Here is a 22,213-nt window from a genome sequence, read left to right on the forward strand (position 1 = left end):
AGCGCGATCACAGCGCTTTCCGTGCCTCGTGTCTCGTTCGCTCTCATCCCCTGCCCTACACTGACTCTTTAGTAAACGCACCGTTGCGAAACCCAAGCCCGAAGGAGACCACCATGGCCCTCACTGCCCACTCCACGATCGGCGACTGGCTCAACGACCCGACCGGCGGCCCGCTCATCCGCGGCCTCTTCGAGCAGACCGGCGCCGACCCCGCACTCCTCACCCCCGTCCTCGGCCTGCCGCTCCAGCAGCTCGTCGCGATGAGCCAGGGCCAGCTCCCGCAGTCGGTCGTCGACGACCTCGTCCGCGCAGCCAACAACGGCGAGCTCCCTGAAGCCACCGCCACCGAAGGCTGGACCGAGACCCCCACCACCGGGCGCTTCGCCGGCAAGACCGTGATCGTCACGGGCGCCGCGTCCGGGATCGGCAAGGCCACGGCATCCCGCATCGCCTGTGAAGGTGGACGCGTCATCGCCGCCGACATCTCCGCCGAGAAGCTCGACGCGCTGAAGTCCGAGCTGCCCGACATCGTCACCGTCGCTGGCGACCTCACCCAGCAGGACGCGATCGACGCCGTCATCGCCGCCGCGGGCGACACCATCGACGGCCTCGCGAACGTCGCCGGCATCAACGACGACTTCTCGCCTGCGGGCGAGACGACGGATGCCGTCTGGGACCGCGTCATCGCCATCAACCTCACCGCCCCGTTCAAGCTCATGCGCGCGGTGCTGCCGATCATGGAGAAGGCCGGCCGCGGCTCGGTCCTCAACGTCTCGAGCGAGGCGGGTCTGCGCGGCAACGCCTCGGGCAACGCCTACACGGCGAGCAAGCACGGCATCATTGGCGTCACGAAGTCCGCGGCGTTCATGTACGGCCCGAAGGGCATACGCGTGAACAGCGTCGCTCCCGGCGGGGTGGCCACCGGCATCCCGATGCCCCCGAACATGTCGGAGTACGGATCTGGACGCCTCGCCCCGTTCCAGCAGGCCATCCCGACCGTCGCAACGGCCGAGCACCTCGCGGCGTCGATCACCTTCCTGCTGTCGGACGACGCCGTGAACATCAACGGCGCTGTCCTGGCTTCGGACGGGGGATGGTCGGTCCAGTAAGCACTTCGTACCCTCAGGACGGAACGCCCTCAGGACAGCACGCCCTCGCGTTCGCGCTCCACGCTCGCCCGCGCTTCGGCCACCGCCGCGTCGACACGCTCCTCCGTGCGCCGACGCGCCCGACGCACCCCACGGATCACGAGCAGAGCGATGCCCGCGAGCACCACGAGCCCGATGCACACTCCACGGCACGGCGACCACGGTGAAGCCGGAACTCACGGCCCCCGGAGCCGCGAACGCGTCATCGCCGAGCACCAGCGGCGTCACCGTGACGTCACCCATGAGCAGCAGGAGCGGAGAGATCGCGATCTCCTACACACGTGTCGTGGTCGCATCGGGCAGCATCTTCATCGCCTCACCGGCCTGCGCACCCGATGCTCCGATCCCGAACGGCACGAACACGGCGACACCGCCACTCGCGCCGAACCTCACGTTGCCCGTGTTGGCGCCGGTGTACTCGACCGTCAGCACACCGGCGTCGAAGGGATTCCAGGATGCTGCGCACAATGTCTGCACCTCCGACACCTCGAGCGCCGGTGCGATGTCGCCGGCGACCTGAAGGTGGGCGCGCACGCCGATCCAGTCGCAGATATTATCTCAACTCCTTCTGACGATCCCTGTCTATCAGCCCCTCGATCCGCTCGACGATCTTGGTCTCTTTCGGGATGACGAGCGTGCCCGGGGGTGAAAGTGCACTTTCAAGCGCGAGGTCGAGCGCTTCCTTGTTCTCGCGAAACTTCACGGGTTCGTCGGACCGCTGCTTTCGCATCACTGCGGCTCGGCTCCGCGCGGACCATTTACCGATAAGCCGATATGACGTGATGGTCCGCCAGAGAGTCCTCGATGCCGCATCCGGCTCCCACCTCTGGTATCTCAACAGCGCAGCGGGCTTGCGTTCGGCGAGCCTTGTCAGGCCTCGTTTCGCCGTGCTCTCCGAGATCCCGTACCAGATTGGAGCGCGGTTGTAGGGGAGTTCGAAGGTCGGCTTCGAGCTGAGGGCGATCATCAGCATCATCTTCTCTGGTGCCCCGAGCGTTTGGTCCCATCCGTCCAGCCAATAGGTGTGCGGGAGGGAGAACCAGCGATCATCATCGACTGTCTTCGGCCGCGTGTAGGGGTCGCCGCTGCCAGACTCGTGCAGCAGATAGTAGCGAACGCTTCTCCCGGAGCCTTCTCTTCGGATGAGCCCCATCTTGGTGAGCTTGGTGACGGATCGTGACCACTTCGACTTGGCGCCTGTCATTGCGGAGAACCTCGTGAAACCGGCCATGATGGCCCAGGCACTCGACTGGTAGCGCGCGTCGTATGGGGTTCGCGAGCTCGCGAGAGCATGTATCAGCAGGTAGACGTCGAGCGTCGCGGGGTCATTGACCAGGCTCGCCATCGGTCCCTGCCGGGTGCCCTCGGTATCCGGCTCGGCCGACTGCACGAACGCCCGACGGATGGGAACGCCACCTCGTCCCGTGCTGTTCAGCATGGTGCGCAGTAGGTCCACGCGCTCGGGATGACTTTCGGGCTCAGACTCCCCCGGATCGACCTCTGCCTCGTCATCATTCATCCGAGAAGTATGGCAGGGAAGGAAATCTACCGGGATAGAATTGTCCTGATCGTTATCGTTTCAGGCCCGTCTATGTTATGCATGTTATATCGATGTGATTGCACTGTCAATCATTGTTATGTCCCCTCGTGCGCGCGACAGGATCGGCGCCATCGATGCGTAGCGTTCGGGCGCAGCTGTAGGAGTTTGAGGGCGTTCGTTGGCGATCGTGCATTGACACCCGAAAGCGTGTACCCCCGGCCATAGACTTGAAGCAAGGCGGGAAGCTCCGAGAACCGCCCCGGGACACAACAACAAACGCCCAGGCGGCAACCTGGGCGTGTTGGTTCCTCGTCTGAAGAGGATCTGTGGGAGGCAGTAGCTCCCGGTGGTTCACACCAAGGCTACAGCGGATTTCGCCACCTGGCAATTTCCGCTTCTCCCTCGGAACCCTTCCTTCGACGACGTGAGTCAACGAAGGAGGTGGTGCGAATGGAATCCTCCAGGAAGCACCCGAACCGTGGTGGAGCGGCGGTGTGGATCGGCCTTGCGCTTAGCGCAGGATCGTTCATCGTCAACATGCTTCGCCTGTTCATGTAACAGCGGGACGCTACCCCCGGCCTAGGCCGGGGGTAGTCGTCCGCATGCCCCATCTCTCATCTGGGCGATATAGCCGCATGCCATCTCAGGATAGAAGCGCGTCCACGCACGGCGCCGGCGCGGTCCGGGTACGGCCGATCTCCGGGGTGCCGACGCCGGTGAGCGCGAGGACGCCGACGAGGGCGGCTATTCCCTCCGTAGCCGCGACGGTCACGCCGCCTGGTGGGCCTGATCCAGATGCACGATGGGCGCCATGGCGCTGACGGCCTGGTCGACGCCTGTGGGCTGTTCCATCGCGACGCAGGCGGCCTGCTCGTCGGGGTAAGCCAAGCGGATGGTTTCGAAGCGCATGGGTGCATGGAAGCACACGTACGACGACACCGCTCGAGGTTCGCAAGGTTGTCCAGCTGCCGCCCTCCAGTCCTCACATCTCAGCCCGCTACCCTGGCTCCGATGAAGAAGCTGCCTGCACTCGCGACCCTGGCCGTCGGCATCCTGCTCCTGTCGGGATGCTCTCAGGCCGCCACTCTCGCGGCGTGCGGGCAAATCGCGTCCGAGGCTGTTCAGGTCTCGGGAGCCATCAACGAGCTCAGTTCGCCGACTCCCGAGGCGGCGCGGGCGGCGCTCAACGAGGTGCGCGCGGTGTCGGAGAAGATCCGCGGGATCGACGGGCCCGAGGAGTTCGTCACGCTCCGCGACTCGTGGACCACGAGCATCGACGCGTTCGTCACCGAGGGCGGGAAGGCCCTTGCCGGAGACGTCAGCGGGGTGGATGAGGCATCGAACCAGATGCGCACCGCGACCGATGCGATCGTCGCGTACTGCACGCCGTAGCGACGGGTCGGTTCACGACGGCGGGTCGTGACGTCTACCGCGCGATGCCGCGCAGCAGCCGTGTGACCGTTTCGTCGATGCGATCTTCGCTGAGCGGCTGCCCGATGAGCGCCGCGTACGACGCCATCGCGATGAGCTGATCGGCGATGGCATCGGCATCCACATCCGGGCGGATCTCGCCCGCCGAGTGTCCGCGGTCGATACGCTCCGCGACCCACGACCGGATCGGCGCCGCCAGCCGCTCGTTGAGCGCGAGTCCGAGCTCGTGGTCGGTGGCCGTCACGGCGATGAGCGCCCGGGCGAGGGCGACGCCCTCGTCGCTGGCGAGCCCGGCCGACATCGCCGAGAACCACGCGTGCAGGTCGGCGCGGATGTCGTCGGTGATCGGCACCTCGACGTCCGCGCCGGGCAGGTCGCCCTCGAGCAGCGCCTCTCCGAGAATCGCCGCCTTCGTCGGCCACCAGCGGTAGATCGTCTGCTTGGCGACTCCCGCCGATTCCGCGAGTCCCTCGATCGTCACAGCCTCGTACGCGCCGGCGACGACCGCCGTGCGCATCGCGTCGAGCACGGACCGGCGCGCAGCTTCACTACGAGGACGAGGCATGAGGACAAGGCTACTGACGGATGCCGCGAGCTTCAGCGTCGCGCGGAATGCCGCCATGACGTCAGGCGGGGTGTTAGCTAGGACGCATGACTGCTCACGGCACATCGGAACGACGATCACGCGGGTCGGCCATGACCCAACGAAGCGTGGTTGCCAGCATCCTTGCGCTCGTCGGTGGAGCGATCCTCCTCTGGTGGGGTGCGTCCGAGCTGTTCGCCGCGGGGGTGGCGGCCGATGCGGCCGGAACCGGTGGCGGCTTCCCGACACTTGCGCTCGGCGCTGCGGCGATCGGACTGATCGCAGCGGTGTGGGGTCTGTGCGCGCTCGCGTGGCAACTCGGTCTGGTGCTGAGGCAGCGACGCGCAAAGTCAGGCCACTGAGCGGACCTCACGTCAGTCTTGGATCCCCGCATCTCGGCCGTATCGGGTTTCAAACTCCCGCGTTGCGCGCCGGGCGGCGAGGAGCTTGACAGCTCCGTAGACCGCGCCGCCGATGAAGACGACGACCCCGAGCCAGTGGAACCACCCAGCCGTACCCTCGACGAAGCGCGTTACCAGCAGCATGCTGCCCGCGACGAGCGGCCCAACCGTCATCCACACTGCCAGGTTCCTCTCTCGGCGCAGTGCGAAGCGCTGCTGGATCAGCGACGGGGTCGGCTCCGGTTGGCTCATCCGTCCGCCCTCCGGTAGACCTGCGCCACCGCGCCCGACCCGAATTCGCGCCGCTCAACCGGCTCCAATCGCACCCGCTCGCGCAGACCGTCGAGTAGGTACGGGCCGTGCCCCGCGACGATCGGATGCACGACGAAGATGTACTCGTCGATCAGCCCGAGATCCGTGAGCGCGGTCGACAGCACGAGCCCGCCGACCGACAGACCCTTCCCCGACTGCTCCTTCAGTCGCCGCACGGCCTCGCCGAGGTCGCCCTGCACGAGCTCGGCATTCCAGTCGACCTCCTCGAGCGTGCTGGAGACGACGTATTTCTTCGCCCGGTCGAGGGTGTCGGCGAACTCCTGCTCGCCTTCGTCCATCCAGTCGGGCCAGACCCCGTCATCCGGACGCTTCCACGCCTCCCGCATCATCTCGAATGTGACGCGGCCGTAGAGCTCGGCATCCGAGTTCTCCATCTGCTCCGTCCAGAAGCGCATCAGCTCGTCATCGGGAGCGACGCCGGCCTCGTGATGGACGCAGCCGTCGAGCGTGACGTTGATGGCGTACCGCAGTGGTCTCATGGCGCTGCTCTCCTTTGATGCGCGAAGTGCGGGGCGGATGCGGTACAGAGTACGCCCCGCGAAGGGAACCGCGTTTCGTCTCGCTCCGCTCGCTCAACGACCCGGGAGGAGGGAACCGCGTTTCGTCTCGGCGCGCTCGCTCAACGACCGAGGGAAGTGCGCAGGTAGCGGTGACTTCTGCCCGCGGCTAGGGCAGGGTGGTCGCATGCGCGTCATCGTGAGCGGAGCGGGCCTCGGCGGACTCGTGCTCGCCCATGCCCTGCGCGATCACGCCGAGGTCGTCGTCCTCGACCGCGACGCCAGCGCCGGTGACACCGGCGGCTACCGCATCGCCCTCACTCCCGAAGCGGTCGCCGTGGTGGAGCAGCACATTCCAGCGCGGCTCGTCGACCGCATCCGCTCGGTGTCCGACGGGCCGCGCACGTTCTCGCAGTTCATCATCGCCGACTCGCGCCTGCGGCCGATCGTCGTCGCGCCGGAGCCGCCGGGGCAGGATCGGATGCTGTGCCAGCGCCGCGCCCTGCGGCAGATCCTCGCCGAAGGGCTGGGCGATGGCATCCGCTTCTCGTCGACCGTCGCGTCGGCCGAGGCTCACGCGAGCGGCGCGTCGGTGACGCTGACGGACGGCACCCGGATCGACGGCGACCTCGTGGTGGCGGCGGACGGCGCGCGCTCAGCGACCCTGCGGACGCTCGCTCCGGACACGAGCGCCGACACCGGCCTCGTCGGCATCGCCGGGTCGACACCCCTCACGCGCGGGGTGCGCTTCCCCCGCTACCTCGACCGCGGTCCGGCTCTCGCGGTCGACCGGCTCGGCACCGGGATGTTCCTGTCACTGACCTCTCGCGGCCTCTCATCGATTCCCGCCGACCTCGCGGATGCCGTCGGGCCGCCGTCGCTCGTGTGGGGTCTCATCGCACGACGCCAGGCGCTGCCCGACGTGCGGGAGGCCGGTCCGGAAGAGTTGGCGCTGACGGCATCCGCTCTCGTGCGCCGCTGGCATCCGTGGATGCAGGACGCCATCCTCGGATCCGCGGCCGACCGGACCGCCGCCTTCTCCTTCCGCGCGGCGGACCCGTCGGCGCCGCGCTTCCCATGGGCGCCATGCCGCATCACCGCCATCGGAGACGCCGTGCACGCCATGCCCCCGACCGGCGGACGGGCGGGGGCGACCGCCATCCGCTCGGCCGGCGCTCTCGCGGACGCCCTCATCGCCGAGCCCGACACCGACGCCGCCGTCGCGCGATACCAGTCGCGCGTGGACGAGTGGGCGCGCCCCGCCATCGTCGAGTCGCTCGGGCCGGTGCGCGTGATCGCCGCGCTGCGGCATCCGCTCGCGCAGCTCCTCGCGGGGCCGGCTCTCGGGGTTGCCGGCGCGCTCGGGGCGGCAGCGTATCGGCGGCGGGTGCGCGCGGCCGCGGAGCGGTGATTCCCGTCATTGCAAGGGCCTGTCACGGCATCCATCCCGCGCCCTAGCCTGACCGGCATGCTGAAGATCGTCTCGATCGTGATCCGCGTGGACGACCTGCCCGCGCAGGCCGAGTTCTGGAAGGCCGCCCTCGACTACGTCGAGCGAGACCCGGCATCCGACGACTGGGTCGTGCTGAAGCCACGCGACGCGGAGGCGCCGTGCATCGCCCTCGACGCGCATCACTCCGAGCGGGTGCTGCCGCCGCGCATCCACCTCGACATCTACGCCGAGGACCAGGATGCCGAGGTGCGCCGTCTCTCGTCACTCGGCGCGACCGTGGTTCCGTGGGACGGGCGTCCGGACGACGCCGACTACGTGATCATGCAGGACCCGGAGGGCAACCGCTTCTGCATCGTCGACCGGCCGGACTGGGTGGGGTGGCGCTGATCCTGATCGCCCGTCAGAGGGAGCGGGAGTAGTAGAACGCCCGCTCGCCGGTCGCGGGGTCCGTGCCGCGGAAGCCGTGGGACTCGTAGAAGCGCATCGTGTCGGCATCCGATTCGTCGACGTTGATCTCGATCTCGGCGACGCCCAGCCGCTGACACGCCTCGACCATCACACGCAGGATCTCACCGCCGATGCCGCCGCCGCGCTCATCCGGCGCGACGTACATCTCGTCGAGCAGCGCGACCGGCCCGTCCGACCAGACGTTGGGACGGATGGTCACCAGAGCGACGCCGATCGCCGGCTCACCGCCGATCACCGCGAACGTCGAGGGTCCGGCGAGAAGGGTGCGCAGCCGACGTGTGAGCACCTCGACGCCCGGGGTGTCGGTGTCGAACTCGGTGTTGAAGTCGTGCAGCAGCTCGGCGATGCGCGGGCCTTCGTCGGGCGTGGCGGTGCGGATGCGGTACGCGTGCGGTTCGTCGTTCATCTCCATTAATCATTCCCTTCGACTACCGCAGGCGGCGGGGCGCTGCTTGTCACACTGTTCGTGAATCCGAGGTAGTCGCTGGCCTCAAAGAGCACGCTGCGTGCTTGATCTCGTAGTTGCTCCTTCACCGTTCGGCCCTTCTCATCGAGTAAACCGACCTTCGCCCTGACTTCTCGGCCACGTTTATCCCGGATATCTGCCGCTGGCTGCTCGAGAATTAGGTAATGTCCGAACTCTTCCCGAAGCTCGGCCGCAAGATCGGGGACGTCGTTATCCAAGATCGCCACGACTCGAGAGAAACCCAACTCCCGCAGCAATCTCAGAAAGCGCGGAACGTTATAAGCTCCACCGGATCCCCACCCAAAAATCGAGCCATTGAATGGAACTGCCAATTGTTCAAACGCTCGCGGCAGAAGAGCCGCGTCTTCCTGGCCCTCTACGACCACCACGCCGTCATCCAGGAAGAGCGCTGCATTAGCGTCCCATCCGAGCGCATGAGGGTTAGTCCAGCCGCCGCGGGCCTTCGTCACCTCATCGATCGCTCCTCGACTGGCTTGCGCGATCTTCGACTCTCCGTCGCGCCTGAACACCCGAGCGACTTCTCCACCGGCGCCGATATCGTCCCAAGAGATTAGCTCTGGCGCGTGCGTGAAAATAACTATCTGTCGATCTGAAGCGAGCCGAGAGATCACTCGCCCCAACCGCCGTACAAGTTGCGGGTGCAACGAGAGTTCCGGCTCATCGATGGTCAATAGCGTCCCGGGCTCAGAATCGTAGAGGGCGTTCAGGATAAACATCAAGCTAATAATTCCGTCGCCGAGACCGTCGCTTGTGTGACTGCCGCTCTCGCTTTTTACTTTGAGATAATACGACTGCCCGAACTGCCCGTCGGCAAGTTCAATGCTCCAGTTAAATTCACGCCCAACGACCTCCGCCATCAGATCGTCGAATCGCGCCTTTTTTGCATCGTCGTTATGCAAGTCGAAAAGACGCCCTGTGAACTGCGTAAACTGGTCCGCCTGTCGGGCCCTCGAGAAATCTCCCCCGGACACCATCCAATCTCGCGCTATCGTTCCACTCTTCCCAAAGCTCGGTTGAAATTGGCGTCGAGCGGGCACTGAAACGAGCTCGAACACGGCTGAGGCAGACGGGCTAACATTCATCCACTCTCCGCGGGTTTCACTAGTATCCGCGTGGCGGCTTTCGAGTACATACGTCGAACCGTCGGCTCGCTCCATGCAAATGCGAACTCCTCCCGCTCCCATGTTTCGACGCCCCTCGGAGAACGAAACATCCGACCGCATCTTCCGCGCCACCGAATCGAACGCTTCCCACACAGTCGACTTACCTGCATTGTTCTCGCCGACCACAACGGTGAGGCCACTACCATCTGACCCGTTTGGGACAGCAAGCCGCAGAGTCTCGTCGGTTCTGAACCCGCGGAGTCCTCGAAGAGTAAGGCGTTCAACGCGTGCGCTCTCCCCGGCAATTCCAATCACGCGATCATCCTCTCCTGCACCGTTGCGGCTCATCTCGTCATAACGGCTAAATCGTCGCACGCGGCGGTGATTTCGGTCGTAAATGCTTGGCCGATGCGCGGGATCATTGGAAGGCTGAGCGATCAGCCGCTCGGCCTCTTCTGCGTCCACAAGAAACGGTGCTCGTCCCCGCCGCCGATCGGAGTAGGTCCAGAATAAGGCGAATCTGTTCGACGCGTTGTTCCAGGTCTCGGCCTCCCAGTAGATGAGCAAAACGATATCGTCCTGCTCTGCGTAGTCTCGGCCCACCCCATCTTGAAGGACGTAAATGCTGTGCTGCCCTGGTTTGGCCACATTCATCACGAGATCGATAGATGCACTCCCGGAGAGCGTTCGCGGCCGCTCGGTCACAGGGTCCCCCCATTGGCCGCCCCACGGGCTCCCCAGCCCCATGATGTCTATCGAAACGTCTCTGATCTCCATGCCACGCTTCGCGACGAGCGTGAGGAGCTGAGTCGGACGCAGATGTTGGCTGACGCGGATTCGGAACGGGTCCTCTACACGCCTGTCGATAGCGAACAATCTCCGCATCTCACTCCTTCGCGATCAACGGCCCACAGCCGGCTCGGGCAGCTCGACGTCCTCAGTTGGACTCGGCCTTGCGCGAGCCGGCCTCGAGCACGTCGCCGGCGGGAAGCTCCTTGTGCCCGCCGAACTGCAGACGCATCGCCGACAGCACCTGGTTCGCGAAGCGGTCCTCATCGCGCGAGGCGAAGCGCTCGAAGAGGGATGCCGCGAGCACCGGCACCGGCACACCCACGTCGACCGCGGCCTTGACCGTCCAGCGTCCTTCGCCCGAGTCGGAGACGCGACCGGCGAGTCCGTCGAGCGTGGGGTTCTCGGCCAGCGCCGCCGCCGTGAGGTCGAGCAGCCACGACGAGATCACCGACCCGCGGCGCCACAGCTCCGAGACCTTCGCGGTGTCGATGGGGAACTGGTAGTACTCCGGCTCCTCCAGCGGCGCGATCTCGGCGGAGTGCTCGGCCTCGCGCACCCCGGCATCCGCGTTGTGCAGCAGGTTGAGCCCCTCGGCGATCGACGCCATGATGCCGTACTCGATGCCGTTGTGCACCATCTTCACGAAGTGCCCCGCACCCGACGGCCCGCAGTGCAGGTAGCCCAGCTCCTCGGGGCCGAGGTCGCCGGTGCGCCCCGGGGTGCGCTCGATCTCGCCCGCGCCCGGCGCGATCGTCTTCAGGATCGGCTCGATGCGCTGCACGGCCTCATCCGGACCGCCGACCATGAGGCAGTAGCCGCGGTCGAGTCCGAAGACGCCGCCGCTCGTGCCCACGTCGACATAGTGGATGCCGCGCTCCTTCAGCGCCTTCGCCCGGCGGACGTCGTCGCGGTAGTTCGAGTTGCCGCCGTCGATGAGGATGTCGCCCTCCTCGAGCACCGTCGCCGCCTCGTCGGCGACGGCCCCGGTGAGACCGGCCGGCACCATCATCCAGACGGCCCGCGGGGCCTCGAGCTTCGACGCGAGGTCGGCCATGCTGTCGGCACCGACGGCGCCCTCCGCGGCCAGGCTCTGCACGGCATCCGTGTTCACGTCGTAGACCACGCAGTCATGTCCGTCGCGCATCAGGCGGCGCACGATGTTGGCGCCCATCCGTCCGAGTCCGATCATCGCGATCTGCATGAGGTTCCTTCTTTCACCGGGGCTAGGGGATGTCGTCATCCTCACACGCCCGCGGGCTACGGCCAAAGGGGGTGGCGCGTTTCGCGGAGAGGTGAATCAGGGTTGCGCGGAGGGTCACCGCGTTTCGTCTCGCTCCGCTCGCTCAACGACCCGGGGGGAGTTCGCTCGCTCAACGACCCGGGCGGCCCCCGGTCGTTGAGCGAGGAGCGAAGCACCGAGACGAAACGTCGCACGCCGCTCTCCAGAACTCACCGCGTTTCGTCTCGCTTCGCTCGCTCAACGACCCGGGGAAGAGTCCGCTCGCTCAACGACCCTCGGGCTGACCCTTCCGTCGCCGGAGGGCGAACGTGATGCCGAGTGCGATCGCGCCGGCGCCGAGCGCGGCCCAGAGCAGCGCCCACTCCCCAGCGATGCCGGTCGTCGCAAGCGCACCGTCGGCCGACGCCCCACCGGTCGCGGGAGCACCCGGGTTCGCGGCGTCCGGGTCGAGGACGGTGACCTCGTCCCAGCCGATCACGGTCCCGTCCGCGGCGTACAGGGCGAAGCGGTGCTCGCCGAGCGGTGTGTTCGCGGGGATAGCGAAGCTCACCGCTCCGTCGGCCACGGTCGCCCCGCCCAGCGCCACGGGCGTGGAGAAGAGGAAGCCGTAGACCGTCTCGGCCTCTCGGCCCTGCGGCACGGACACCCGAACGGTCGTGCCCGGCTCGAACCGGGACGGATCGACCGAGATCAGCCCAGCGAACTCGGGCGTGAGATCGGTGTCGACGGGAGCCCAGGGCTGTGCGGCCTCTCCGATCACGAGCACTCCGTCGACGGCGGTACCCGACCGGGTACCGAACGACGGCACGACCGACACCGTGTGCGAACCGGATCCGGCGATCGGCGTGGTCAGCGGCACCGTCCACGAACCGTCAGGCGCGACCTCGGCCGATCCGGCGGCGGCACCGTCGACCGTCACGGCGACCGACGACCCGGGGTGGCCGGATCCCTCGAGCGTCGAGACCACGGCATCCGCCGGGCGCACCGAGGTGAGGTCGGTCGTCACCCGCAGCGTCGATGAGATGTCGACCCGCTGGTAGAGGAACTGCGACGACTCCAGGGCGTGGTCGACGACACGGGTCTCCCCCACGCAGCCGTGCCAGCCGTGCTCGACCTCGGTGTTCCAGGTCGAGGCGCCGATGATCCACGGCATGAAGTCCGCGGCCATCATTCCGCCCGTTCCAGATGCGTTGCGCAGCACCGGCACGCCGTCGACGTACATGATGACCGTGTCGGCCTCGGGGTCGTTGACGATCGCGACGTGATGCCACGATCCCTGCATGATCTCGCCCGACCACAGGGTGTAGGAGTTGCGGGAGCCGGTGTCCGCAGCCGAGAACTGGTACTCGCGCAGGCTCGAGATGCCGAGCCAGGCGGCGCCCGCTCCGGGGTCGGAGGAGTCGTTGATGCCGATCCACTGGCGGGCACCGCCGCGGGTGAGGGCTGCACTCCAGCGGTTCGCCGCCTCGGTCCACTCCTCGTCCAGCTGCAGGAACGACTCGACCGTGTATCCCGACGACGAAGTCAGATCGGCGAACGTCGCCGGAGCCCCGTACTCGGTGGAGATGTACGACATGTTGTCGGGCCCCGAGGCGTTGCGGTGCACGTCGGCGAAGCACACGGCACCGCGGTCGGCGGAGTAGAAGGGCACGTTCGAGTGCGACACCTGCACGTCCTTGAGCTTCTCGGGCGCATCCGTCTTGTCGATGGCGCTGCGGTGCATGGGGCTGCCGCCCTCGACATCCGGGATAACCGTGTTCTCGTCGACGATGCCCTCGTCGACCGCGCCGAAGCGCCAGTGCGCGACGGTGCCGTCGACCCGGACGTAGTCGTCGGCACGGCCGGCGGGCGCCCACTGCTCGCCGACGCCGTCGCCGTCCCAGCCCTCCGAGACGATCTCCTTCGCGCGCTCCGACAGGTCGCCCTGGGCCGCGGCGGCCGGCTCGTACCCGAAGCGGGCCTCGAAGTCCATCGGAATGCTGAACGACTGCCACGGGCCGTCGAGCACCGGAGTGTCGTTCGCGGTCAGCGACTGCTTGTCCTTGACGGTCACCCACGGCGAGACGGACTCGACGTCGATGCGGTCGTTCGTGAGGTCGAACTCGAACAGCGTCATGTAGCCGTTCCCGCCGTCCGCAGCCATCTGATAGTCCGTGAGCACCTGGTAGACGGGGTGTCCGAAGTCGTTCGTGCGCTCTCGCATGGTGGTGCCGTGGAAGTGCCCGTTGACCGTGAGGACGATCTCGTCGTTCTTGCGGATCAGCTGGTTCCACAGCTCCTCGCCCCACCACCAGTCGGCGGGAGACGTCTGGTCGAGAGCGATGTTGATGATCGCGTGCGACGACAGCACGACAGGGATTCCGGGGTGCGCGTCGAGAACGCCCTGCGCCCACGCGAAGGTGTCGGCCGAGGCGTTCCAGGCCAGCGCTAGCGACATCCACTGATGTCCCTCCGCCTCGAAGACGTATGCGGTCGACAGGCCGTTCTGGAAGCTGTCGACGAAGGTCGCGCCGCCCTGCGCCTGCATCCGGCTCGCGTCGAACCGCTGCAGATACTGCCAGGAGTTCGCCTCCGAGGACCGCGCGTTCATGTCGGCCACGTCGTGGTTACCGGGAACCACCGAGTACTCGACCCCGCCGTCCGCGAGGATCTGCATGGCCTTGGCGGCCGCGCTCCACTCGCTCGTGACCCACTGCTGGTCGACGACGTCGCCGACGTGCACGGCGAACGGGATGTTCAGCTCGTCCTGGTTGTCGACGATCCACCGCGTCTGCACCTCGAACGGGTTGGTGTCGTACTTGGGGTAGAACTGGGATTCGCTGTAGCGCGAGTAGAACTGCGTGTCGGGAATCACCGGGAGCGTGAAGCTGGAGCGCAGGTCGGCGGCCGCAGCCACACCCGCAGCGAGCGCGCCCGTTGCGGGGTTCTCGGGAGCGGGATCGTCGGATGCCGCGACGGCGGGCGCCGCGGTACCGACCAGGAGTCCGATCGCGACGGCCGCGCTGGTCAGCGCACGCCAGGGACCGCGGCGGGCAGGAGTGATCATCGTTCTTCCTCGGGTGTCAGTGCGGATGCGGGTCAGCCGGCGAGCTCGGGGCCGTAGGCCTCGACCTCGGACAGGCTCATCCAGTTGTCGTTCGTCTTGTTGGTGATGACGACCCGCAGCCCGGTCGCGAGAACAGGCGCGCTGTCGACCTCGAGTGCGAGGTTCGGCGTCGCGTTGACGTAGGGCCAGGTGACGGCATCCGTCGGGAGGTCACTCCAGCCGCCGATGAGGTCGCGATACTGCACCGTGACGCCGCCGACGTTGTTGCGGCCGTTGTTGTCGAACACGGCCGCCCCCGTGAGCTGACGCGGCTGGTCGAAGTAGAACGAGACGGTGTTCGGATTCACGCGGTTGGCGGCTCCGCCACTGCGCCAGTCGTCGAACCCGGCGACATCGCGGTTGCCGTCGGTGAGAGCGAAATTCGTGCCGTTGAGATGCGTGTAGTCCCAGTGGATGCCCGCTCCGCGGAGGATGTTCACGCTCTCAGTGCGTGTGATCGTGATCACGAGACGCGCCTCGAACCCGGTGGATGCCGCGGCCGGGATCTCCACGACGCCCTCGGTGCTCGTGGCGTCGTCGGCGAGGGCGGACCAGTCCCAGCTGACCGGCGTCGTCACGGTGGTGTCGGAGCCGGACACGGTGCGCTCGACGGCGGTCGGCGCGTGCATCTGCAGCTCCTTCAGCGTCATGCCGACATGGCCCGTCATCGTCGCATCCGCCGCCGGGGCGCCGAGCGAACCCACGAGGTACGAGGCGGTGACGCCGACGCTCTCGCCGAAGTATCCGATGCCGGTGCCCTCGACGATCACGATGCCGTCGGTCTTCCACACGTCGGCACTCGGTGCGTCCCACGTGACGTCGGTCAGCGTGGTGCGCAGACCCCATCCGTAGCGAGCGGTCAGCTGCGTGGGGAATGACGGTGCGATGCCGGTGTCGACCCTCTGCTCGACGGTCGGGACGGTCGGCGTGAGGCTGTGCAGACGCCACTTCTGCACGTTCGCGCTCCCGGCGTCGTAGGTCTGGACCTCGGAGCCGGTGGCGGTCGCCCAGTTGTACATGTCGAGTCCCGGAACGGCGCCGTTCGCATATGCCTGCACGTTACGCAGATACGACAGGCCGCCACCCGCATCGGTGATCGTCCACTGAGCGCGCGGATCGCTCGCGGCCTCGTCGAGCGTCAGCCCCTCGATGGTGAGGTAGCGGTAGTCGGGATCGTCGTTCGCGCGACGCACCAGCACATCGCCCTCCGCGTTGGCGAGGACGACGCGCTCGGGAGAGGCCTCGACCGGGTACGCGAGCACGGCCTGTGCCCGCAGCGCCTCGGGTGTCTTCGCGAAGGGGAAGACGGCGGCCGCCGCCGGCGTGCTGCCGGGAAGCGTCGGCTGAGCGGCAGGGTTGCCGATCTCGACGACCTTGCCGGGCGCGGAGAGGCTCTCGACGAGGTAGGTCGCCGGGTCGCCGAGCAGGCTGGGGTCCTGCTCGGCTTCGGCGACGGCGACGGTGGGAAGAAGGGCGACGGCGGTGAGAGCCGTGACGCCCAGGGTCGCGATGGCACGCCGGCGGGCACGCCGAGTGGGGGTTCTCATGCGGGGGAGTCCTTTCGACGGCGGAGGCGATCAGGGTTTCGCCGCGCCGTCGTCGAACCTATCGACCCGGAATTCCGGTGAGCGGCGGGATCGTTAATGGGATGTGAACGTCGTTCGGCCGTCGCGTGAACCCGCCGCAGGTGCCGAGCGGCGTGCGAATAGGTATGCCCGCCCCTCCGCTCCGTATATTTATAGATATAAATAGCTTTAATACTTTTTTCGGGTTACAGTGGCGATGTCGCCCAGAGCGGGGCGGCCCGAGATCGACCGAGGAGCATCGTGGCTCAGACCCATTCGGCCTTCATCCACTCCGTCGCGGAGCGTGTGCGCGCCCGCACCGACGAGGCCACAGCGGCGATGTTCGAGCGCTGCTTCGAGAACACGCTCGGCACCACGCTGCGCGAGATGCCCGACGGGACGCTCTTCATGCTGACGGGCGACATCCCGGCGATGTGGCTGCGCGACTCCACCGCACAGCTCGCGCCCTATCTGCACTTCGCCGCCGAGGACCGGGCGATCAGCGACATGATCGCCGCCGTCTCGCGCCGCCAGATCGACTACGTGCTGCTCGATCCGTACGCGAACGCGTTCAACGCGGCCGCCGACGGCAGCGGACACCAGAGCGACCTCACCGAGCAGTCGCCGTGGGTGTGGGAGCGCAAGTACGAGGTCGACTCCCTCTGCTACCCCGTGCAGCTCGCCCATGACCTGTGGATGCTGACCGGCCGCACCGACCACCTCGGCGAGCCGTTCGCCCGGGCCGCTCGCGCGATCATCGCGCTGTGGCGCACCGAGCAGGACCACGAGGTCCGGTCGACCTACCGCTTCCAGCGCTTCGATTGCCCGCCGACCGACACGCTCGTGCGCGACGGCCGCGGCAGCGAGACGGCGCCGACCGGCATGACCTGGTCGGCGTTCCGCCCGAGCGACGACGCCTGCGAGTACGGCTACAACGTGCCGGGCAACATGTTCGCCGCCGTCGAGCTGCGCCACATCGAGGCCATCGCCACCGCCGTGCTCGACGACCCCGAGCTCGCGGCGAGCGCCCGCGATCTCCGCGGCGACATCGAACGGGGCATCGCGCAGCACGCGGTCGTCGACACCCCCGACCACGGACCGGTGTACGCCTACGAGGTCGACGGGCGCGGCGGCGTCCTGCTCCTCGACGACGCCAACGTGCCGAGCCTGCTCTCCCTGCCGCTGATCGGCTGGAGCGGCGTCGACGACCCCCTCTATCTCGCGACCCGCTCGTGGATCCTCAGCGACGCCAACCCGACCTTCGTCTCAGGCACCCTGCCCTGGGGCGAAGAGGCGCGCGGCCTCGGCAGCCCGCACACCCCGGCCGGCCACATCTGGCCGATCGGACTCTGCATCGAGGCGCTGACGACCGACGACCAGAGTGAGAAGCAGCGCATCCTGCGACTGCTCCTCGAGACGGATGCCGGCACCGGCCTCATGCACGAGTCCTTCCTCGCGACAGACCCGTCGGTGTTCACCCGCGAGTGGTTCTCGTGGGCGAACGCGATGTTCTGCGAGCTCGTGCTCGACATCACCGGATTGCGCGCCGTGAAGCGCGAGCCGCTGAAGCGCGAGCCGCTGAGCCGCGAGCCCCTGACCGAGACGCGGCCGGCATGAGCGCGCAGATCACCGCCGAGCCGGCATCCGTCTCTCCCGAGACCCCGACCACGCCGCGCCGCCCCACCAAGGCGCGCACCTCGCGCAACCCGTCCGCCCGGCAGATGACGTGGAACGCATGGCTGTTCCTGCTCGTTCCCGGCGTGCTGTTCGTCGTCTTCATGGCGCTGCCGATCGTCATGGCGCTCGTGCTGAGCTTCACCGACTATGCGATCGTCGGCGACTTCGAGTGGCTCGGCCTCGAGAACTACCTGAACATCGCGGTCGATCCGTTCTTCTGGATCGCGCTGCGCAACACCGCGTACTACACGCTGCTCTACGTGCCGGCGGGGCTCATCGTCGCACTCGGCACCGCGCTGCTGCTCAACCGCCGCCACCGCGCGGTGCGGCTGTTCCGCACGCTCTTCTACATCCCGGTCGTCGCGTCGACGGTCGCGACGGCGACCATCTGGTTCTGGATGCTGAACCCGCAGAGCGGCCTGCTCAACGTGGCGCTCGGCTGGTTCGGCATCGACGGACCCGCGTGGCTCTACGAGTCGCAGTGGGCCATGATCGCGATCGTCATGATGAGCGTCTGGGCCGGCTTCGGCGCCAACATGATCATCTTCCTCGGCGGACTGCAGGGTGTGCCGGGCGAGCTCTACGAAGCGGCGCGACTCGACGGGGCGAACGCCTGGCAGCAGTTCCGGTACGTAACGCTGCCGTCGCTCACCCGCACGACGTTCCTCGTGTCGACGCTGCTCATCATCGGCGCGTTCCAGGTGTTCGACCAGGCCTACGTGCTCACCAAGGGCGGACCCGGCAACTCGACCGTCACGATGGTCTACTACATCTACAACAAGGGCTTCGGGGCGCTCGAGATGGGCTACGCCTCCGCCCTGTCGTTCGTGCTGTTCCTCATCATCCTCGTCTTCTCCCTGGTCAACGCCAGGCTCACGAACAGGAGGGACGCGTGATGACGAACACCCTCAGCGGACCCCGCACCGTCGCCACCTCGATCGCCGCCGGCACCACGCTCGCCCCGGTGCCGACCTCGCGCCGCAAGACCTCGCGACAGCGCCTCGCCACGATCGGCTGGTACGTCGGCGTCATTCTCATCAGCGTCATCACGGTCGCGCCGCTGGTGTGGACGATCTCGACGTCGCTGAAGCCGGCGAGCGAGATCCTCTCCGGCGCCCTGAACCTCATTCCGGCGAATCCCACCATCGAGAACTACCTGCAGGTGTTCGAGGAGGTGCCGTTCGGCCGCTACTTCGTGAACTCGCTCGTGCTGGGTCTCGGCGGCGCCGCGACGAACATCTTCTTCGGCGCCCTCGGCGGCTACGCCCTCGCGAAGCTGCGCTTCAAGGGTCGCGCGGCGGTGTTCGCGGTGTTCCTGTCGTCGCTCATGATCCCCGGCATCGTGACGATGATCCCGTCGTTCCTCATCCTGCGCGGCATCCCGTTCGCCGGCGGCAACGACGCCCTCGGCCAGGGCGGTCTCGGCCTCATCAACACCTACTGGGCCGTCATCATCCCCGGCGCCGCCGGCGCGTTCGCGGTGTTCTTCATGAAGCAGTTCTTCGAGACGCTGCCCGACGAGCTCGGTGAAGCAGCCCGCATCGACGGGGCCAGCGAGTTCCGCATCTTCACGGTCATCTACTTCCCGCTCGCGAAGGCCGGGCTCGCCGTGCTCGGCATCATCAGCTTCCAGGCCGGATGGAACAACTTCCTCTGGCCGCTGATCGTGCTCAACAGCCAGGACATGATGACCGTCCAGGTCGGCCTCGCCTCGTTCGTCAACAACTACGAGACCGCCTACGGCCCGCTCATGGCCGGAACCGTGATCGCCAGCCTTCCCGTGCTGCTCGTCTTCCTGTTCGCGCAGCGCTGGATCATCGAGGGCGTCGCGCACGTCGGCTCGAAGTAACCCCACCCCACCACCACAGCACCACCATCCATCAAGGAGATTTCGATGAAGAAGAACCTGCGAGCCCTGGCCGTCGTCGCGACGGCCACCCTGGCCGTCACCGTCGCGGGCTGCGCGTCCGGCGACTCGGGCGGCGGCAACGGAGACGGACCCGAGCCCGTCGTCATGTGGGGATCCTGGTCGGGCGACCAGGTCGACCAGCTCGAAGAGCAGGCGGCACGCTTCAACGAGTCGCAGGACGAGTACGAGGTCTCGTACGTCCCGCAGGAGCTCGTCGAGGAGAAGCTGCTGACCTCGCTCGCGGGCGGCCAGGTGCCGGACGTCGTGCTCTGGGACCGCTATCAGACCTCGCTCTACGCCCCGAAGGGCGCGCTCGCCCCGATCGACGAGTTCGTGAAGGAGGATGCCGTCGACACGAGCATCTTCTACGAACCCGCGCTCGGCGAGATGGAGGTAGACGGCGAGCTCTACGGCCTGCCGCTGCTCGTCGACAACCGCTCGCTGTTGTTCAACCAGACGCTGCTGGAGGATGCCGGCGTCACCCCGCCCACCAACTGGGACGAGCTGAAGACCGCCGCCGAGGCGCTGACGGTCAAGGACGGCGGAAAGCTCACCCAGGCCGGCCTCGACCTCAGCGACCCCGGACTGTTCAACATGTACCTCGCACAGGCCGGCGGCCAGCTGCTGAACGACGACCAGACCAAGACGGCGTTCAACAGCCCCGAGGGTCTCGAGGTGCTCGAGTTCTGGCAGAGCCTGCTCGACGCCGACGTGTACGAGCAGGGCTTCGGCGACACCGGCGACTCCTTCGCCGAGAGCAAGACCGCCATGAAGCTCGACGGACCGTGGGCGCTGTCGACTCTCGACCAGGTCGACGGGCTCGAGTACGGCGTCGTGCAGCCGCCGGCCGGGCCGAACGGCGACAAGGGCGCCTACATGGGCGGCTTCGGACTCGTCATCCCGGAGGGGGCGAAGAACGCCGAAGGCGCGTGGGAGTTCATGAAGTGGTGGACGACCGAGGCCGAGAACGGCGTCGCGTTCGGTGAGATCGCCGGATGGATCCCCGCCAACATCGAGGCGGCGAACGACCCGTACTTCACCGAGGACGAGCACTACGCGGCGTTCATCGAGGCCATGAACTACGCGCAGACCCGCCCGAACGTGCAGGGCTTCTCCGACGTCGAGGGCAAGGCTCTGGTTCCCGCGCTCGAGCGCTTCCTCTCCGGCGAGATCTCGGCCGAGCAGGCGCTCAAGGACGCGCAGGAGCAGGGCGACCAGATCCTCGCGCAGAACCGCTGACCGCAGCATCCTCGCCTCCGGTCGCGGAAACGGCCGCGTCTCGCCACGAGATGCAGCACTTTTCGCGACCGGAGCGACCCGAATCCCCAGAGAAGGACACATGAACGACACCTCCTGGTCGGCGCGAGCCGACACCGCCCAGCACAGCATCGACCACTGGTTCGGCGCCGACGGCATCCAGTTCCTCGCGAACAGCCATCCGCGCGATCGCGGCAACACCGAGGTCTTCAACTACTGGTGGCTCGCCCACGTGATCGACGCCCGCGTCGACGCCTGGCTGCGCACCGGCGACCCGGAGTGGACCGACCGCGCGATCGCCGCCCGCGACAACATCGTCGAGCGCAACGGCGGGCAGCTGTTCAACGACTACTTCGACGACATGCTGTGGTTCGCGCTTGCGCTGGAGCGCGTGCACCGGGCGACCGGCGAGCAGCGGTTCCTCGACGAGGCGATCGCGATCTGGGACCACGTCATCGCGGCGGGCTGGAACGACACCCTCGGCGAGAGCCTCGCCTGGCGCAAGCAGCAGCTGTACTACAAGAACACGCCCGCGAACGGACCGCTGATCATCCTCGGCGTCCGGCTCAGCCGTCACGAAGAGTCGCGCGACTACCTCGGCTACGCGCGGCGGGCGTTCGACTGGCTGACGACGAACCTCGTCGGCGCCGACGGATTCGTCGAAGACGGCGTCAACCGCGAGGAGGACGGCCGGGTCGACACCCAGTGGCGGTTCACCTACAACCAGGGCCTCTACGTCGGGGCCGCCGTCGAGCTGCACGCCGCCACCGGCGACCGCGACTACCTCGATCGGGCCGTGCAGACGGCCATGACCGCGGTGCGCGAGCTCAGCGACGGCACCGTCTTCCCCGACGAGGGTGACGGCGGCGACGAGGGCCTCTTCAAGGGCGTGTTCTACCGCTACCTCGGCGAGCTGATCGCGGCGCTGGCCGACGACGAGGAGTACGCCGACGAGAAGGCCGCGCTCGAGGACTTCCTCCGCGCGGGCACCGATGCCCTGTGGGCGAACGGCCTCATCGACGGGCACCTGCGCCCGGGCAACGACTGGTCGAAGCCCCCGGTCGAGTGGATCCCCTACTCGACCCTGCTCAGCGCGGTGTTCGCGGTCGAGCAGCGGGCTCGCCTCGAAGCACGGGATGCCGGAGCGGATGCCGACGCGACGGCGTCCGTGGGGGTCGCCGGCTGACGGCATCCCTTCCCCGCCCCGCGCGCGCCCGCCCGCCCGCCTCACCTTCAGTTGGCAC

The 22,213-nt window shown here is 67.4% G+C and carries 22 protein-coding genes; 10 read left to right on the top strand and 12 right to left on the bottom strand.

From position 1 onward, the window contains the following. Positions 1-113 precede the first annotated feature (113 nt). Entirely contained in the window at positions 114-1,109 is a 996-nt protein-coding gene (locus AUC47_RS04200; RefSeq protein ID WP_096713957.1) for an SDR family NAD(P)-dependent oxidoreductase, read from the top strand. 29 nt (positions 1,110-1,138) lie between these two features. On the opposite strand, the gene AUC47_RS16640 is transcribed toward AUC47_RS04200, so the two are convergent. From AUC47_RS16640 to AUC47_RS16645, 4 genes are all read right to left on the bottom strand, one after another. Continuing rightward, positions 1,139-1,291, bottom strand: a complete 153-nt coding sequence (locus AUC47_RS16640; protein WP_179297506.1) for a hypothetical protein — start codon at positions 1,289-1,291, stop codon at positions 1,139-1,141. Positions 1,292-1,421: 130 nt separating this feature from the next. Then, positions 1,422-1,682, bottom strand: a complete 261-nt coding sequence (locus AUC47_RS04205) for a hypothetical protein (protein ID WP_096713958.1) — start codon at positions 1,680-1,682, stop codon at positions 1,422-1,424. A gap of 19 nt (positions 1,683-1,701) precedes the next feature. Beyond that, positions 1,702-2,667 carry a hypothetical protein gene (locus tag AUC47_RS04210; protein WP_143740699.1) on the bottom strand — a complete coding sequence of 322 codons (966 nt, stop codon included), beginning with the start codon at positions 2,665-2,667 and terminating at the stop codon, positions 1,702-1,704. Between the two features lie 789 nt (positions 2,668-3,456). Next, entirely contained in the window at positions 3,457-3,597 is a 141-nt protein-coding gene (locus AUC47_RS16645) for a hypothetical protein (RefSeq protein ID WP_179297507.1), read from the bottom strand. Between the two features lie 102 nt (positions 3,598-3,699). Here AUC47_RS16645 and AUC47_RS04215 point away from each other — a divergent pair, with 102 nt between their 5' ends. Beyond that, positions 3,700-4,080, top strand: a complete 381-nt coding sequence (locus AUC47_RS04215; RefSeq protein WP_096713960.1) for a hypothetical protein — start codon at positions 3,700-3,702, stop codon at positions 4,078-4,080. Between the two features lie 34 nt (positions 4,081-4,114). Here the strand turns inward: AUC47_RS04215 and AUC47_RS04220 are convergent, their stop codons facing one another. Further along, complete coding sequence (locus AUC47_RS04220; protein ID WP_256999438.1) at positions 4,115-4,741, bottom strand: TetR/AcrR family transcriptional regulator; 627 nt, start codon at positions 4,739-4,741, stop codon at positions 4,115-4,117. 74 nt (positions 4,742-4,815) lie between these two features. Here AUC47_RS04220 and AUC47_RS04225 point away from each other — a divergent pair, with 74 nt between their 5' ends. After that, positions 4,816-5,064 carry a hypothetical protein gene (locus AUC47_RS04225; protein ID WP_143740700.1) on the top strand — a complete coding sequence of 83 codons (249 nt, stop codon included), beginning with the start codon at positions 4,816-4,818 and terminating at the stop codon, positions 5,062-5,064. Between the two features lie 12 nt (positions 5,065-5,076). Here the strand turns inward: AUC47_RS04225 and AUC47_RS04230 are convergent, their stop codons facing one another. Then, positions 5,077-5,355, bottom strand: coding sequence for a hypothetical protein (locus tag AUC47_RS04230; RefSeq protein ID WP_096713962.1), 279 nt, complete (start codon positions 5,353-5,355; stop codon positions 5,077-5,079). Next, positions 5,352-5,915, bottom strand: coding sequence for a dihydrofolate reductase family protein (locus AUC47_RS04235; RefSeq protein WP_096714190.1), 564 nt, complete (start codon positions 5,913-5,915; stop codon positions 5,352-5,354). Before AUC47_RS04235 ends, AUC47_RS04230 begins: the two co-directional genes overlap by 4 nt. A 205-nt stretch (positions 5,916-6,120) precedes the next feature. Here AUC47_RS04235 and AUC47_RS04240 point away from each other — a divergent pair, with 205 nt between their 5' ends. Then, a complete protein-coding gene (locus AUC47_RS04240; RefSeq protein ID WP_179297508.1) occupies positions 6,121-7,344 on the top strand; it encodes an FAD-dependent oxidoreductase in 1,224 nt (407 codons plus the stop codon). 57 nt (positions 7,345-7,401) lie between these two features. Beyond that, complete coding sequence (locus tag AUC47_RS04245) at positions 7,402-7,773, top strand: VOC family protein (RefSeq protein WP_096713964.1); 372 nt, start codon at positions 7,402-7,404, stop codon at positions 7,771-7,773. Positions 7,774-7,786: 13 nt separating this feature from the next. Here AUC47_RS04245 and AUC47_RS04250 read toward each other — a convergent pair whose 3' ends face one another. The 5 genes from AUC47_RS04250 to AUC47_RS04270 form a co-directional block, all read right to left on the bottom strand. Further along, complete coding sequence (locus AUC47_RS04250) at positions 7,787-8,260, bottom strand: GNAT family N-acetyltransferase (protein ID WP_096714191.1); 474 nt, start codon at positions 8,258-8,260, stop codon at positions 7,787-7,789. 5 nt (positions 8,261-8,265) lie between these two features. After that, the gene (locus tag AUC47_RS04255) at positions 8,266-10,098 is read right to left on the bottom strand and encodes an ATP-dependent nuclease (RefSeq protein ID WP_179297509.1); all 1,833 of its coding nucleotides are present in this window, start codon (positions 10,096-10,098) and stop codon (positions 8,266-8,268) included. Positions 10,099-10,381: 283 nt separating this feature from the next. Further along, positions 10,382-11,437 (bottom strand): phosphogluconate dehydrogenase (NAD(+)-dependent, decarboxylating), encoded by a 1,056-nt coding sequence (gene gnd, locus AUC47_RS04260; RefSeq protein ID WP_096713966.1) that lies wholly within the window; start codon positions 11,435-11,437, stop codon positions 10,382-10,384. A 304-nt stretch (positions 11,438-11,741) separates the two neighbouring features. Further along, positions 11,742-14,522: a LamG-like jellyroll fold domain-containing protein gene (locus AUC47_RS04265; RefSeq protein ID WP_096713967.1), complete on the bottom strand. Its 2,781-nt coding sequence runs from the start codon at positions 14,520-14,522 to the stop codon at positions 11,742-11,744. A 32-nt stretch (positions 14,523-14,554) separates the two neighbouring features. Continuing rightward, positions 14,555-16,108, bottom strand: a complete 1,554-nt coding sequence (locus AUC47_RS04270; protein ID WP_096713968.1) for an Ig-like domain-containing protein — start codon at positions 16,106-16,108, stop codon at positions 14,555-14,557. Positions 16,109-16,387: 279 nt separating this feature from the next. On the opposite strand from AUC47_RS04270, the gene AUC47_RS04275 reads away from it, so the two are divergent. The 5 genes from AUC47_RS04275 (at position 16,388) to AUC47_RS04295 (ending at position 22,155) form a co-directional block, all read left to right on the top strand. After that, positions 16,388-17,743, top strand: coding sequence for a glycoside hydrolase family 125 protein (locus AUC47_RS04275; protein WP_256999439.1), 1,356 nt, complete (start codon positions 16,388-16,390; stop codon positions 17,741-17,743). Further along, a complete protein-coding gene (locus AUC47_RS04280) occupies positions 17,740-18,699 on the top strand; it encodes a carbohydrate ABC transporter permease (RefSeq protein ID WP_218838198.1) in 960 nt (319 codons plus the stop codon). The genes AUC47_RS04275 and AUC47_RS04280 overlap by 4 nt, the downstream gene beginning before the upstream one ends. Further along, a complete protein-coding gene (locus AUC47_RS04285) occupies positions 18,699-19,652 on the top strand; it encodes a carbohydrate ABC transporter permease (protein ID WP_096713969.1) in 954 nt (317 codons plus the stop codon). The genes AUC47_RS04280 and AUC47_RS04285 overlap by 1 nt, the downstream gene beginning before the upstream one ends. 45 nt (positions 19,653-19,697) lie before the next feature. Continuing rightward, on the top strand, positions 19,698-20,951 hold the full coding sequence (locus AUC47_RS04290; protein WP_096713970.1) for an ABC transporter substrate-binding protein: 1,254 nt from the start codon (positions 19,698-19,700) through the stop codon (positions 20,949-20,951). A 100-nt stretch (positions 20,952-21,051) separates the two neighbouring features. Further along, on the top strand, positions 21,052-22,155 hold the full coding sequence (locus AUC47_RS04295) for a glycoside hydrolase family 76 protein (protein ID WP_096713971.1): 1,104 nt from the start codon (positions 21,052-21,054) through the stop codon (positions 22,153-22,155). Positions 22,156-22,213 lie beyond the last annotated feature (58 nt).

The sequence above is a fragment of the Microbacterium sp. SZ1 genome (assembly GCF_002362255.1).
Classification (GTDB): domain Bacteria; phylum Actinomycetota; class Actinomycetes; order Actinomycetales; family Microbacteriaceae; genus Microbacterium.

What these genes read in the sequence shown, in the direction of transcription:
- AUC47_RS04200 (WP_096713957.1), top strand. Translation starts at nt 114, where the DNA reads ATGGCCCTCACTGCCCACTCCACGATCGGCGACTGGCTCAACGACCCG.
- AUC47_RS04210 (WP_143740699.1), bottom strand. Translation starts at nt 2,667, where the DNA reads ATGAATGATGACGAGGCAGAGGTCGATCCGGGGGAGTCTGAGCCCGAA.
- AUC47_RS16645 (WP_179297507.1), bottom strand. Translation starts at nt 3,597, where the DNA reads ATGCGCTTCGAAACCATCCGCTTGGCTTACCCCGACGAGCAGGCCGCC.
- AUC47_RS04215 (WP_096713960.1), top strand. Translation starts at nt 3,700, where the DNA reads ATGAAGAAGCTGCCTGCACTCGCGACCCTGGCCGTCGGCATCCTGCTC.
- AUC47_RS04220 (WP_256999438.1), bottom strand. Translation starts at nt 4,741, where the DNA reads ATGGCGGCATTCCGCGCGACGCTGAAGCTCGCGGCATCCGTCAGTAGC.
- AUC47_RS04225 (WP_143740700.1), top strand. Translation starts at nt 4,816, where the DNA reads ATGACCCAACGAAGCGTGGTTGCCAGCATCCTTGCGCTCGTCGGTGGA.
- AUC47_RS04230 (WP_096713962.1), bottom strand. Translation starts at nt 5,355, where the DNA reads ATGAGCCAACCGGAGCCGACCCCGTCGCTGATCCAGCAGCGCTTCGCA.
- AUC47_RS04235 (WP_096714190.1), bottom strand. Translation starts at nt 5,915, where the DNA reads ATGAGACCACTGCGGTACGCCATCAACGTCACGCTCGACGGCTGCGTC.
- AUC47_RS04240 (WP_179297508.1), top strand. Translation starts at nt 6,121, where the DNA reads ATGCGCGTCATCGTGAGCGGAGCGGGCCTCGGCGGACTCGTGCTCGCC.
- AUC47_RS04245 (WP_096713964.1), top strand. Translation starts at nt 7,402, where the DNA reads ATGCTGAAGATCGTCTCGATCGTGATCCGCGTGGACGACCTGCCCGCG.
- AUC47_RS04250 (WP_096714191.1), bottom strand. Translation starts at nt 8,260, where the DNA reads ATGAACGACGAACCGCACGCGTACCGCATCCGCACCGCCACGCCCGAC.
- AUC47_RS04255 (WP_179297509.1), bottom strand. Translation starts at nt 10,098, where the DNA reads ATGAATGTGGCCAAACCAGGGCAGCACAGCATTTACGTCCTTCAAGAT.
- gnd (WP_096713966.1), bottom strand. Translation starts at nt 11,437, where the DNA reads ATGCAGATCGCGATGATCGGACTCGGACGGATGGGCGCCAACATCGTG.
- AUC47_RS04265 (WP_096713967.1), bottom strand. Translation starts at nt 14,522, where the DNA reads ATGATCACTCCTGCCCGCCGCGGTCCCTGGCGTGCGCTGACCAGCGCG.
- AUC47_RS04270 (WP_096713968.1), bottom strand. Translation starts at nt 16,108, where the DNA reads ATGAGAACCCCCACTCGGCGTGCCCGCCGGCGTGCCATCGCGACCCTG.
- AUC47_RS04280 (WP_218838198.1), top strand. Translation starts at nt 17,740, where the DNA reads ATGAGCGCGCAGATCACCGCCGAGCCGGCATCCGTCTCTCCCGAGACC.
- AUC47_RS04285 (WP_096713969.1), top strand. Translation starts at nt 18,699, where the DNA reads ATGACGAACACCCTCAGCGGACCCCGCACCGTCGCCACCTCGATCGCC.
- AUC47_RS04290 (WP_096713970.1), top strand. Translation starts at nt 19,698, where the DNA reads ATGAAGAAGAACCTGCGAGCCCTGGCCGTCGTCGCGACGGCCACCCTG.
- AUC47_RS04295 (WP_096713971.1), top strand. Translation starts at nt 21,052, where the DNA reads ATGAACGACACCTCCTGGTCGGCGCGAGCCGACACCGCCCAGCACAGC.